Source organism: Streptomyces sp. CRN 30, assembly GCF_034105845.1.
The window spans coordinates 1-12507 of sequence record NZ_JAVRHI010000479.1 but is presented as its reverse complement, the minus strand read 5'-3'; the positions used below and the strand labels follow the sequence as shown (position 1 = coordinate 12507).

The window sequence follows — 12507 nt, the reverse complement described above, 5'->3', positions numbered from 1 at the left end:
GGCGGGCGATGGCCTCGCGGTAGCGGGCGACCGTGCCCTCGGCGGCGCGGGCCCAGGTGAAGCGGTCGAGGACCCGCTCCCGGCCGGCCGCGCCGAGCCGGGCGCGCAGTTCCGCGTCGCCGAGCAGCCGCTTCACTCCGGCGGCCAGCGCCCCCGCGTCGCCCGGCCGGACCGCCAGGCAGGTCTCGCCGTCGGGCCCGGCGACCTCGGGGACGGCCCCGCCGGTCGTGGCGAGCAGCGGCGTGCCGGTGGCCATGGCCTCGGCGGCGGGCAGCGAGAACCCCTCGTACAGGGAGGGCACGCAGGCGACCTCCGCCGAGCGGACCAGGTCGACGAGTTCGGCGTCGGAGATGCCCTTGACGAACTCGACGGCGCCTTCGAGGCCGTAACGTTCCATCGCCTGCGCCACCGGTCCCTCGGCGGGGCGCTTGCCGACGACGACGAGGTGGGCGTCGGGGTGTTCGGTGCGGGTCTTGGCGAGCGCCTCGACGAGGAAGACCAGGCCCTTGAGCGGGACGTCGGCGCTTGAGGTGGTGACGATCCGGCCCGGTACCTTCGCCACCGACGCGTCGGGCGAGAACAGGTCGGTGTCGGCGCCGATGTGGACGACGTGGACGCGGTCCTCGCGCACCCCGAGGTGGGCGACGATCTCCTGCCGGGAGGAGCCGGAGACGGTGAGCACGGACGGCAGGCGGCGGGCGACGCGCTTCTGCATGCGGGTGAAGGCGTACCAGCGGCGCACGGACCGGCGGCGCTGCCAGGTCTCGGCGGCGTCCAGCTCCAGTTGCCGGTCGACGGTGATGGGGTGGTGGATCGTGGTGACGAGCGGGGCGCCGACGTCGCCGAGGAGGCCGTAGCCGAGGGTCTGGTTGTCGTGGACGACGTCGAAGTCGCCGCGGCGGGCGCGCAGGTGGCGGCGGGCGCGCAGCGAGAACGTCAGCGGCTCGGGGAAGCCGCCGGTCCACATGGTGGCGACCTCCAGCGCGTCGACCCAGTCGCGGTACTCGTCGCGCCCCGGGGTGCGGAAGGGGTCGGGCTGGCGGTAGAGGTCGAGGCTGGGCAGCTCGGTGAGGGTCAGGTGGGGCAGTCCCTCGTCCAGGACCGGGTAGGGCTGGGCGCCGATGACCTCGACGCGGTGGCCGAGACGGGCCAGTTCGCGGGAGAGGTGGCGGACGTAGACGCCCTGGCCGCCGCAGAACGGGTTGCCCTTGTAGGTGAGGAGTGCGATGCGCAGCGGTCGCATGCCGTCGGCGGCGCGATCCTGACGGGGTCCCGTCCGACTGGCCTCAGCGGTCACTCCGGTCCCCTTCTGCCTGCACGATCCCGCGAGGTTACGTCGGGACGCCGATCTGGAACAAGTCTCCGACTTGATCGCTCGGAGACTCCGAATCTACCGGCAGGTAAGGAGTGGTGTGACGGGGGGCTCGGGTGATTCACGCCACGACGGGCGGGGTGGGCGCGGGGGCGCCGGGGGACCGTCCGGTCCGGGGTCGCCCGGACACACGTACGGGTAAGGTAGCCGGGTCGTATCACACCCGTACGGGAGGAAGCCGGTGCAATTCCGGCGCTGACCCGCAGCCGTAAACCCCCCTTCCTCCCAGCATCCCGGGGGGGGTGAGCCGGATCGCCCGGACGGGACCGTGACCGGCTCACGTGCCCGGCGCCCGCCGCGGCACGGGCACCGTCGAGGCATACGGGGCCGAGCCGCCCGGGGGTGTCCCGTGCTGCCCGCCCCGCACAGGGAAAGGCACCCGCCGCTCATGAACGTCCGTCGCCGCTGCGCCGTGGCCTTGGCCGCGACAGCCGTCCTGGGCGCCGCCGCCGCGCCCGCGGTCGCCGCCGACCCGTCACCGTCCCCGTCGTCCCCCGCCCTGCCGTCGGGCCTCTACGGCACCACCGACCCGACGTACGACGGCGTCTGGCGCCAGTCGCTCGCGCTGCTCGCGCAGACCACCGCCGACGTCCGCCCGGCGGACAAGGCCGTGGACTGGCTCACCGGCCAGCAGTGCGCCGACGGCGCCTTCGCGCCCTACCGGGCCGACCCCGCCGCGAAGTGCGACGCCGAGACGCCCGTCGACACCAACAGCACGGCCGCCGCCGTCCAGGCGCTCGCCGCCGTCGGCGGTCAGCAGAAGACCGTGAAGGACGCCGTCGCCTGGCTGAAGTCCGTACAGAACGAGGACGGCGGCTGGGGCTACACCCCCGGCGGCGCCAGCGACGCCAACTCCACCTCCGTCGTCATCGGCGCGCTCACCGCGGTGACGACGCACCTGTCGAAGGTCGTCAACGGGGGCAAGGCGCCCTACGACGCCCTGCTGTCCTTCGCCCTGCCCTGCGGCGACGCCGACGGTGACGGTGACGGCGGCGGCGCTTTCGCCTTCCAGCCGGACGACAAGGGCAAGCTGACCGCCAACGCGGACGCGACCGCCGCCGGGGTGCTCGGCGCGCTCGGCAAGGGCCTGGCCCCGGAGGCGGGCAAGGCCGCCACGCCCACCTGCGCCGACGGCTCCGGCACGGCCGGTCCGGAGCGGGCCGCCGCCAACGGCGCCGCCTGGCTCGCGGACGCCGTCGCGAAGGACGGCCACCTCACCTCCGCGCTGGCCGGCGCGGAGGACCAGCCGGACTACGGCAACACCGCCGACGCCGTCGTGGCGCTCGCCGCGCAGGGCGGCGCCGAGCGGGCCGCCAAGCCGCTGGCCTGGCTGGAGGAGAACGCCGGGGACTGGGCGTCGCGGAGCGGTCCCGCCGCGTACGCGCAGCTCATCTTCGCGGCGCACGCCACCGGTACCGATCCGCGGGACTTCGGCGGCACGGACCTGGTGGCCGCGCTGAACGCGACGGGTCCGGAGCCGGACGCGACGGCGGAGCAGGACTCCGGCTCGAAGGACTCCGACTCTGAGGGCACCGACTCGGAGGGCGCCGACTCGGAGGATTCCGGGTTCGGCACCTGGTGGTACGTCGGCGTCTGCCTCGTCTTCGGCATCGGCATCGGCTTCCTGGTCAGCGGACGCAACCGGAAGCGGCAGCCGTGATCCGCCGGGCCGCGCTCCTGCTGTCGGCCGCGCTGCTGCTGGTCACCGGCGCGGGACAGGCGCAGGCCGCCGGGTACCGCTACTGGTCGTTCTGGGAGCGCGCCGGCGACGGGTGGACGTACGCCACCGAGGGGCCGTCCACCGCGCGGCCCGACGACGGCGACGTGCAGGGGTTCCGGTTCGCGGTGAGCGAGGACTCCGGGGACGCGGCGGAGCCCCGCGGGGACGCCGCCGACGCCGCCTTCGCGGCGATCTGCGCGAAGACGCCCGCGCGCGACGGTGACAAACGGGTCGCGCTCGTCCTGGACTTCGGCACGGCCGCCGACGCGCCGTCCGGTGAGACACCGCCCCGGCCGCGCACCGTCTGCGCGCGGGTCGCCGACGACGCGACGACGGCGGACGCCCTCGCGGCCGTCGCCGGACCGCTGCGGTACGACACGAACGCGCTGCTCTGCGCGATCGACGGATATCCGCGGACGGGGTGCGGCGAGGCGGTCGCGGACGGCGGGCGGGACGATGCCCGGACGTCTCGACAGCCGGCGGACGACAAGGGCGGTGACGGCGGTGACGGCGGCCCGTCGGTCGGTCTCGTCGCCGGGATCGCCGTCGTGGCGGGGCTCGGCGCGGCGGCGGTGTGGCAGGGGAGGCGGCGCCGGAATGGCGCGTGAGCGCGCCGCCGTGCACCCCGGTGCCTGGTGGGTGTGGGCGCTGGGGCTCGGCACCGCCGCCACCCGCACCACCAACCCGCTGCTGCTCGCCCTGCTCGTGGCCGTCTCCGCGTACGTGGTGACGGCCCGCCGCCCGGACGCCCCCTGGGCCCGTTCCTACGGCGCCTTCGTCAAGCTGGCGTTGACCGTGCTGGTCGCCCGGTTCGTCTTCGCGGTGGTCCTCGGCTCGCCGATCCCCGGCACCCACGTCGTTCTCACCCTGCCCGAGGTACCGCTGCCCGACTGGGCGCAGGGCATCCGCCTCGGCGGCCGCGTCACCGCCGAGGGACTGCTCTTCGCGCTCTACGACGGTCTGAAACTGGCCGCGCTGCTGATCTGCGTGGGTGCGGCCAACGCCCTCGCCAACCCCTCCCGGCTGCTGAAGTCGCTGCCCGGCGCGCTGTACGAGGCGGGGGTCGCCGTCGTCGTGGCGCTGACCTTCGCGCCGAACCTGATCGCGGACGTCCACCGGCTGCGCGCCGCCCGCCGGCTGCGCGGACGGCCCGACCGGGGCGTACGGGGGCTGCTGCACGTGGGACTGCCGGTGCTGGAGGGGGCGCTGGAGCGGTCGGTGGCCCTCGCCGCCGCGATGGACTCCCGCGGCTACGGCCGTACCGCCCGGGTGCCGGCCGCCGTGCGCCGCACCACCGCCGCGCTGACCCTGGGCGGGCTGCTCGGGGTGTGCGCGGGGACGTACGGGCTGCTGACCGCGGCAGGCGGCACGTACGGGCTGCCGCTCCTCGCGGCGGGGCTGGCGGCCGCGCTGGGCGGGCTGTGGCTGGGGGGCCGCCGGTCGGTGCGGACCCGGTACCGGCCGGACCGCTGGGACGCGCGGGCCTGGCTGGTCGCCGGGTCGGGCGCGGCGGTGGCGGGGCTGCTCGCGCTGGCCTCGGTCCGGGACGCGGCCGCGCTGCACCCCGGGGTGGTCCCGCTGACGGCCCCCGTCCTCCCCCTCTGGCCGGCGGCGGCCTGCCTGCTCGGTCTGCTGCCCGCCTTCGTCACCCCCGCCCCCGCCCCCGCCGACTCCCCTTCCGAGGAACCCGCGTGATCCGTTTCGAGAACGTCTCCGTGACCTACGACGGGGCGGACGCGCCCACGGTCCGCGGTGTGGACTTCGAGGTGCCCGAGGGCGAACTGGTCCTGCTGGCCGGGCCGTCCGGCGTCGGGAAGTCCACCGTCCTCGGTGCGGTCGGCGGGCTCGTGCCGCACTTCACCGGGGGCACCCTGAGCGGGCGGGTCACGGTCGCCGGGCGCGACACCCGCACCCACAAGCCGCGCGAACTGGCCGACGTCGTCGGCACGGTGGGGCAGGACCCGCTCTCGCACTTCGTGACGGACACCGTCGAGGACGAACTGGCCTACGGCATGGAGTCGCTGGGCCTGGAGCCGGACGTGATGCGCCGCCGGGTGGAGGAGACGCTGGACCTGCTGGGCCTGGCGCCGCTGCGGGACCGGCCGATCGCCACGCTCTCCGGCGGGCAGCGGCAGCGGGTCGCGATCGGGTCGGTGCTGACCGCGCACCCGGCGGTGCTGGTGCTCGACGAACCGACGTCCGCGCTGGACCCCGCCGCCGCGGAGGAGGTCCTCGCGGTGCTGCAACGGCTCGTGCACGACCTCGGCACGACGGTGCTGCTCGCCGAGCACCGGCTGGAACGGGTCGTGCAGTACGCCGACCGCGTCGTCCTGCTGCCGTCCCCGGGCGCGGCGCCGGTCCTCGGCACCCCCGCCGAGGTGATGGCCGTCTCCCCGGTCTTCCCCCCGGTGGTCGAACTGGGCCGCCTGGCGGGCTGGACCCCGCTCCCCCTGACAATCCGCGACGCCCGCAGACGGGCGGGCCCACTGAGGGAACGGTTGTCGGGGGGCGGCCGGGGGGCGGGGGGCGGCCGGGGGTCGGAGAGCGACCAGGGGCCGGAGAGCGGTTGGAGGCCGGATGCCGGCCGGGGGCCGGAGAACGGCCGGAAGCCGGATGTCGGCCGGGGACCGGAGAGCGACCGTGAGCCGCAAGACACCCGGGGACCGGAGAGCGACCGGGGACCGGAGGCTGACCGTGGGCCGGAAGACGACCGGGAACCGGACGGCACCCGGGGACCGGAAGACACCCGGAGACCGGACGTGATGCGGCGGGTCGGTGTTTCGGTGGGGAGGGGGGCGGGGGTGGCCGCTGCCGCTGCTTCGGCCGGTTCTCGCCGGTGGTGGCGTGGGCGGCGGTCCGCGGCAGTGCTGGCCGCGAGCCCGTACGCCGCCGAGGTCCGTGGGCTCGGGGTGCGGCGCGGGCGGGTCGTCGCGTTGCGGGGAGTCGACCTGGCCGTCTCCCCCGGGGAGACCGTCGCGCTGATGGGGCGCAACGGGGCCGGGAAGTCCACGCTGCTCGGCGCGCTGGTCGGACTGGTCGAGCCGAGCGCCGGTTCCGTGCGGACCGGAGGCACCGTGCCGCACCGCACCGCGCCCCGCGACCTGGTGCGCCGCGTCGGCCTGGTCCCGCAGGAGCCGCGCGACCTGCTCTACGCCGACACGGTCGCCGCCGAGTGCCGGACCGCCGACCGGGACGCGGACGCCGCGCCCGGCACCTGCCGCGCGCTGGTGTCCCGGCTGCTGCCCGGCATCGGTGACGAGACCCATCCGCGGGACCTCTCCGAGGGACAGCGGCTGACCCTCGCGCTGGCCGTGGTCCTCACCGCCCGCCCGCCGCTGCTCCTCCTCGACGAGCCGACCCGCGGCCTGGACTACGGGGCCAAGTCCCGCCTCGTCGCCCTGCTGCGGGCGCTGGCCGCCGAGGGCCACGCCATCGTGCTGGCCACGCACGACGTGGAACTCGCCGCCGAACTCGCCCACCGGGTGGTCCTGCTGGCCGAGGGCGAGGTGATCGCCGACGGCCCGACCACGGACGTGGCGGTGGCCTCCCCGTCCTTCGCCCCGCAGGTCGCCAAGGTGCTGGCACCGCAGAAGTGGCTGACGGTCGCCCAGGTGCGGGAGGCCCTCGCATGACGCGTGAGCGACGTGTCCGCGCGGTCCGGCTCGGGCCGCGCTCCGTGGCCGCCCTCGTGCTGGTCAGCGCCGTGGGCCTGGCGAGCCTCGGCTGGCCGTTCCTGTCGCCGCCCGAGGCACGGGGCAACGCCCACGCCCAGGACGCGCCGTGGCTCTTCGCGGGCGTCCTCGTGCTGCTCGTCGCGGTGGTCGCGGCGACCATCGCGGAGTCCGGCCTCGGCCCCAAGGCCGTCGCGATGCTCGGCGTCCTCGCGGCGACGGGCGCCGCCCTGCGTCCCATCGGCGCGGGCACGGCGGGCCTGGAGCCGATGTTCTTCCTGATGGTGCTCAGCGGCCGGGTGCTCGGCCCGGGGTTCGGATTCGTGCTGGGCGCGGTGACGATGTTCGCCTCGGCGCTGCTGACCGGCGGGGTCGGCCCGTGGATGCCGTTCCAGATGCTGTCGATGGGCTGGTTCACGATGGGCGCCGGGCTGCTGCCGTTCCCCGACCGGCTGCGCGGCGGCGCGGAACGGCTGGTGCTGGCCGGGTACGGCTTCGTCGCCGCGTTCGCCTACGGCACCCTCATGAACGCCGCGGGCTGGCCGTTCATGGACCCCGACGGGTCGTCCATCGCCCCCGACCCGGACGCCGGGGTCGCGGCGAACCTGGCCCGCTTCACCGCGTACTGCCTGGCCACCTCGCTGGGCTGGGACACGGGCCGGGCCGTCGTCACGGTCGTGCTGACCCTCGTACTCGGCGCGCCGGTCCTCAAGGCGCTGCGCCGGGCGACCCGCCGGGCGGCGTTCGAGGCGCCGGTCGTCTTCGACACGGCACAGAGCCGCGGGCGCGACGGACACGACGAGCGCGTTTGAGGCGCATAACGGCGGATACAGTGCGCTGATGCAGAGCCTACGCAAGCAGATCGTGACCGAACTCGGGGTCAGCGCGACCATCGACCCGAAGGAGGAGATCCGGCAACGCGTCGGCTTCCTCAAGGAGTATCTGAGGTCGACCCCCGCCAAGGGCTTCGTGCTGGGCATCAGCGGCGGCCAGGACAGCACGCTGGCCGGGCGGCTGTGCCAGCTCGCCGCCGCGGAGCTGCGCGCCGAGGGCCACGAGGCGGCCTTCGTGGCGGTGCGCCTGCCCTACGGCGTCCAGGCCGACGAGGACGACGCCCGTACCGCCCTCGACTTCATCGGCCCCGACCGGTCGGTGACGGTGAACGTCAAGCCGGGCGCGGACGCCGTCTCGGAGGAGGCGGCCACCGGTCTGCGGGAGCTGACCGGGGACGACCGGCTGCGGGATTTCGTGCGCGGCAACATCAAGGCGCGCGAGCGCATGGTGATCCAGTACGCGATCGCCGGGCAGCAGGGCCTGCTGGTCGTGGGTACCGACCACGCGGCCGAGGCGGTGACCGGCTTCTTCACCAAGTACGGCGACGGCGGCGCCGACGTCGTCCCGCTGACCGGCCTCACCAAGCGCCAGGGCGCCGCGCTGCTGCGGGAGCTGGGCGCGCCGGAGAGCACCTGGCGCAAGGTGCCGACGGCCGACCTGGAGGACGACCGCCCGGCCCTGCCCGACGAGGAGGCGCTGGGCCTGAAGTACGCGGAGATCGACGACTACCTGGAGGGCGCGGACGTCACCGAGGAGGTGGCGGCGAAGGTGGAGTCGGCGTATCTGGCGACCCGGCACAAGCGGACCGTCCCGGTCTCGCCGCTCGACGACTGGTGGCGCTGACGCCCGTCGCCGGCCGTCGGCGGCGCACGACGGGCGCGGGGCGCCCGGGAGGTCCCGGGCGCCCCGCGCCCCGTGCTCAGCGGGCCACGCGTCCGAACGCGGCGCCCGCGGCCGGGAGGCCGCCGGTGCCGGGCTGGTAGGTGGTCACCGCGGCGGTCGAGCCGCCCGCCGTCACGTTGGAGAGCGGGAGGGCGTACAGGGCGCCGTAGGAGACCGGCCCGTCGGGCATGCCGACGTACAGGCGGGTGCCCGTGTAGTGGAGGCTGCTGCCGAGCCGCTGCCCGGTGCCCGAGGTGCCGGGGACGCCGTCGCCGTCGCCCGTCTCGATCCACTTGTCGGTGTCGCCGGGGTTGCCCAGCAGCGAGAACGTGGTGATCGCACCGGCCTCGGCGGTGGTGCCGATGGCCTCGCCGGGGATGCCGACGGCCAGCTTCACGGTCGCCGCGGTGCTCACCGCGTGCGGCGCGGTGTTGACGGCGGCCAGGGTCTCGCCGAAGCGGTCACCGGCCTCGGAGGTGCCGGAGACGTCGTCCTCGTTGGTGCCGGACGAGTAGCCGTTCAGCTGGGTGAAGACACCGGCCGCGGTGATCCGGAAGCTCTGCACGTAGCCCGCGTCGGCCCGGGTCACGTCGTTGACGGCGATGTCCTCGCCCGGCGAGCCGACGGCCAGGATCGACTCCGTGGCGGCGGTGGCGCCCGACGGACGGTAGGTCGCGAGGGCCACGGCGTGACCGAAGCGGTCACCGGCCTCGCTGGCGCCGCCGACCGTGTCCAGGTCCTGGTCGAGTCCGAAGAGCGGCGTCGGGCGGTTCTCGGAGTTCAGCGTGTTCGGGTCGAAGACGGTGAGGCCGCCGGCGGCGGCGAGGGTGCCGATGGCCTCGCCCGGCGAGGTGATGACGAGGTGGTTGGCGTCGGCCGCGACCGCGCTGCCGAAGGCGTCGTCCGCCTCCACCGCGCCCGGGACGTCGAGCCGGTCCTGGTGGATGACGGCGTTGGTCGAGCCGTGGACGTAGATCGCCTCACCGGCCTTGGCGGAGCCGTTGATCTCCTCGCCGGGCACGCCGATCACGAAGTACGGCTCTCCCGCCCGGGTGACGCTCGCGGCGAGGGAGGCGCCCATGCGGTCGCCGCTCTCACTGGCGAGGGAGCCCAGGGAGCCGTTGCCGGAGCCCTGTTCGTAGTGGGTGTTCTTGACGGTGCCGGTGCCCAGGCCGCCGCTCGCGCCGTGCAGGATGTCGACCATGCCGGCGTCGGCCTCGCCGGCCAGGTCCTCGTCGGGTGAGCCGACGACCAGGTCGGTGCAGCCGTCCTCGTCGTAGTCGACGGTGGCGAGGGCCGTACCGAAGCCGTCGCCGGCCTCGGCGGCGCCGGGGACCCAGTCGAGGTCCTGGCTGATCTCGGCGGTGCCCTTGCCGCCGCCGTACACGATCCGCACCAGGCCGGCCTTGGCCATGCCGCCGACGGTGGCCTCGGGGTCGGCGATCGCGACGTCCTCGGTGCCGTCGCAGTCGAAGTCGGTCACCGGGACGGTGGCGACGGTGGCGGCCACCCAGGCGGACAGGTCGTCCGAGCGGGCGGCGACCGCGCCGGTGCGGGTCTCCGTCTCGCCGAGGCAACCGCCCTGCCAGGAGCGGCTGTTGACGCCGACCAGTTCGGCGGTGCCGTTCGTCACGCGGAGCAGCGGGCCGCCGGTGTCGCCCTGGCAGAGCGCGCCGTCGACGCCGGTGACGGCGAGGTCGTCGGCACCGACGGAGTCCACGGTGAAGGCGGTGGTGTGGGCGGCGCCGGGCACCCATTCGGTGGCGGTGCGGCCCCAGCCGGTCGCGACCAGCGAGTCGCCGGCGGCGGGGGCGGCGGTGGCGACGGCGACCGGGGCGGCGGCGGTGACCGGCCGGGACAGCCGGGCCAGGACCAGGTCGCGGCCGGCCCGGGGCACGAGCTGCACCACGGGGCTGGTCTTGCCGGCGACGGTGGCGGTGGCGGTCAGCGGCGGCTTGCCCGCGGCGACCGAGGGGGCCTCGGGGTCGGCGGCGAAGCAGCTCGCCGCGGTGAGGATCCAGTCCGTGGCGACGAGGGCACCGCTGCACGCGCGGGCGGTGTCCTCGGTGCCGAGGGAGACCTTGGCGGTGAAGGCGTAGGAGCCGGCGGGCAGGGCGTCGCCGGCGACGGCGTGGGCCGGGGTGGTGAGGAGGGCGGAGGCGGCGACGGCGGCCGCCAGCGTCGCGCCCGCGGAGGCGCGGACTGACTTGCGCGGGAGGGTCACGTTTCTCGATTCCTTGACGCTGGGCACGGCCGGGTCAGCCGGTGACGCGGATCTCGACGAGCACGGAGCGGGCGCCGCCCACGGTGCCCTCGCCGACGGCCTTGAACCCGCCCTCGGCGACGTCGACGGTGGTCGTGGCGCCGTCCGCGGTCAGGTCGGCGCTGATCGGGTGCTCACCGGTCTCCAGGGCGAAGACCCGCGGCAGTGCCAGCGTGAGGTAGCCGGAGGCGGCCGTGGTCTTGAAGCAGTAGTCGCCCCTGCGGTTGGCCGTGCTGTCGGCGACCGTGTACACCCGGATCTGGTCGGCCGAGCCGTCGCAGGTGACCAGCACGATGTGCCCGTCGCCCTTCTTCAACTCGATTCCGTCCGAGGCGAGAATTCCCGCCGCTCCGGGATATTCGAAACGCTCCACCGCGACCGGCGGAACATCCGCCGCGGCGGCCGCCTGCCGGGAATCATCGGCGGCGGCGATCGGAATACCGACCAGCGCGGCGAGAACGCCGATAAACCCGGCGATGGTCAGACTACGGGCGCGGGAATTCACCGCACCCTCCTTTCAGGTGCGGCATTTCTCTTTCGGAAGCCGCCCCCCACTAGTCACCGAAAAGGCCAACGGAATTCACAACCTAGTCACATGTTCACTCCCCGTCAACGCTCTGTTTGCCGCACAACACCCCCAAGATCACCACTACGTCCCCAAAGTCCCATAAGGGCGGTCGCCGCTTTTGACTATGGTGTTCCGGCGCCGATTGAACAAGGGTGGGTGTAACCCACACCGTCAACACGCCAGCACACCGACGCGCCATCAAGAGACAGGCAGGTCATGAAGCGAAGATATTCCGGCGAAAGCGGACCAAAGAAAACGCCACGGTCGATACGTGCAGCAATTCCCCTGGTGCTGTCGCTGGCGCTGGCCACCGGAATCATGGGGACCGCTCCGGCCGAGGCGCGGGCGACGAACGGCACGAGCGCGGCGGCCGTCGCCGCGCTGGCCGAGGTCACGGCGACGGACCGCGGCGAGGTCCTGGACTACTGGAAGGCCGGCGGACCCGGCGTCAAGGCGGCGGCCGAGGCGGCGCTGACCGGCAGTGACGCCGACGTCCAGGAGTTCCTGACGGTCGCCGAGGAACTGCTGCTCCAGGACGAGCGGGTCAGCGCGGCCCAGATCGCCAGCGTCGGCGGCTCGGAACTGGTGGCGGCGGCCCGCACCGCGCTGGCCGGCACCCAGGAGGACCTGGAGATCTTCCTGAGCTGGGGCTGGGAGGACCCGGCGAACCAGGACAACCGGGTGCGGTTGACCCAGATCGTCGACGCGGGCGGCCCCAACGTCCAGGAGGCCGGCCGGGCCGCCCTCGACGGCGGCCCCGAGAAGATCTCCGCCTTCCTCCAGGAGGGCCAGTACACCTGGCGGGAACAGGACGAACGGGTCCAGCTCACCCAGATCATCAGCGTCGGCGGCCCCAACGTCCGCGCCGCCGGCCGGATCGCGCTGAGCGGCGGGGCCGACGAGATACGCGAGTTCCTCGACGTGGGCCAGTTCGTGGCCCGGAACAAGGACGAGGAACACGCCACCGTCGCGGAGCTGGCCGCCCAGGCCGAGGAGGCCGGACGGCAGGCCGCCGCCGAGACCAAGGCGGCCGAGGCGGAGTCCGCCAAGGCGGTCGAGGCCTCGAAGCTGGCGAAGGAGGCCGCCCAGCGGGCCGCCGCCGAGGCCGAGGCCGCCAAGGAGGACACGCAGCGGGCGGCGAGCGCCGCGAAGCGCGCGGCGTCGGCCGCCGCGCAGGCCGCCACGGCCGCGCAGCGG

General features: G+C 74.9%; 9 protein-coding genes, 1 pseudogene and 1 riboswitch. Of the genes and pseudogenes, 7 read left to right on the top strand and 3 right to left on the bottom strand.

Features of this window, described 5'->3' with window-relative positions; all coding sequences use genetic code 11:
* Positions 1-1297, bottom strand: a 1297-nt coding sequence (locus UW392_RS54130) for a glycosyltransferase family 4 protein (protein WP_320782846.1), incomplete at its 3' end; no start/stop codon positions are given.
* A gap of 207 nt (positions 1298-1504) precedes the next feature.
* A riboswitch (cobalamin riboswitch) is annotated at positions 1505-1647 on the top strand.
* A gap of 113 nt (positions 1648-1760) precedes the next feature.
* Between UW392_RS54130 and UW392_RS54125 the strand changes: the two genes are divergently transcribed.
* From UW392_RS54125 to nadE, 6 genes are read left to right on the top strand one after another with little or no spacing between them, the layout of a single operon-like run.
* A complete protein-coding gene (locus UW392_RS54125; protein WP_320782845.1) occupies positions 1761-3032 on the top strand; it encodes a prenyltransferase/squalene oxidase repeat-containing protein in 1272 nt (423 codons plus the stop codon).
* Positions 3029-3700, top strand: a complete 672-nt coding sequence (locus UW392_RS54120; protein ID WP_320782844.1) for an SCO2322 family protein — start codon at positions 3029-3031, stop codon at positions 3698-3700. Before UW392_RS54125 ends, UW392_RS54120 begins: the two co-directional genes overlap by 4 nt.
* A complete protein-coding gene (locus UW392_RS54115; protein ID WP_320782843.1) occupies positions 3690-4787 on the top strand; it encodes an energy-coupling factor transporter transmembrane component T in 1098 nt (365 codons plus the stop codon). Before UW392_RS54120 ends, UW392_RS54115 begins: the two co-directional genes overlap by 11 nt.
* Positions 4784-6724 (top strand): ABC transporter ATP-binding protein, encoded by a 1941-nt coding sequence (locus UW392_RS54110; protein ID WP_320782842.1) that lies wholly within the window; start codon positions 4784-4786, stop codon positions 6722-6724. The genes UW392_RS54115 and UW392_RS54110 overlap by 4 nt, the downstream gene beginning before the upstream one ends.
* Positions 6721-7575, top strand: coding sequence for an ECF transporter S component (locus tag UW392_RS54105; RefSeq protein ID WP_320782841.1), 855 nt, complete (start codon positions 6721-6723; stop codon positions 7573-7575). The genes UW392_RS54110 and UW392_RS54105 overlap by 4 nt, the downstream gene beginning before the upstream one ends.
* Positions 7576-7603: 28 nt before the next feature.
* Positions 7604-8440 carry an ammonia-dependent NAD(+) synthetase gene (nadE, locus tag UW392_RS54100; RefSeq protein ID WP_320782840.1) on the top strand — a complete coding sequence of 279 codons (837 nt, stop codon included), beginning with the start codon at positions 7604-7606 and terminating at the stop codon, positions 8438-8440.
* A gap of 76 nt (positions 8441-8516) precedes the next feature.
* On the opposite strand, the gene UW392_RS54095 is transcribed toward nadE, so the two are convergent.
* Both UW392_RS54095 and UW392_RS54090 read right to left on the bottom strand, forming a co-directional pair.
* Positions 8517-10703, bottom strand: coding sequence for a trypsin-like serine protease (locus tag UW392_RS54095; RefSeq protein ID WP_320782839.1), 2187 nt, complete (start codon positions 10701-10703; stop codon positions 8517-8519).
* A 34-nt stretch (positions 10704-10737) separates the two neighbouring features.
* The gene (locus UW392_RS54090) at positions 10738-11247 is read right to left on the bottom strand and encodes a hypothetical protein (protein ID WP_320782838.1); all 510 of its coding nucleotides are present in this window, start codon (positions 11245-11247) and stop codon (positions 10738-10740) included.
* A 351-nt stretch (positions 11248-11598) separates the two neighbouring features.
* On the opposite strand from UW392_RS54090, the pseudogene UW392_RS54085 reads away from it, so the two are divergent.
* A pseudogene (locus tag UW392_RS54085) lies at positions 11599-12507 on the top strand (ALF repeat-containing protein); the annotation flags it as partial.

What these genes read in the sequence shown, in the direction of transcription:
- UW392_RS54115 (WP_320782843.1), top strand. Translation starts at nt 3,690, where the DNA reads ATGGCGCGTGAGCGCGCCGCCGTGCACCCCGGTGCCTGGTGGGTGTGG.
- UW392_RS54125 (WP_320782845.1), top strand. Translation starts at nt 1,761, where the DNA reads ATGAACGTCCGTCGCCGCTGCGCCGTGGCCTTGGCCGCGACAGCCGTC.
- UW392_RS54105 (WP_320782841.1), top strand. Translation starts at nt 6,721, where the DNA reads ATGACGCGTGAGCGACGTGTCCGCGCGGTCCGGCTCGGGCCGCGCTCC.
- nadE (WP_320782840.1), top strand. Translation starts at nt 7,604, where the DNA reads ATGCAGAGCCTACGCAAGCAGATCGTGACCGAACTCGGGGTCAGCGCG.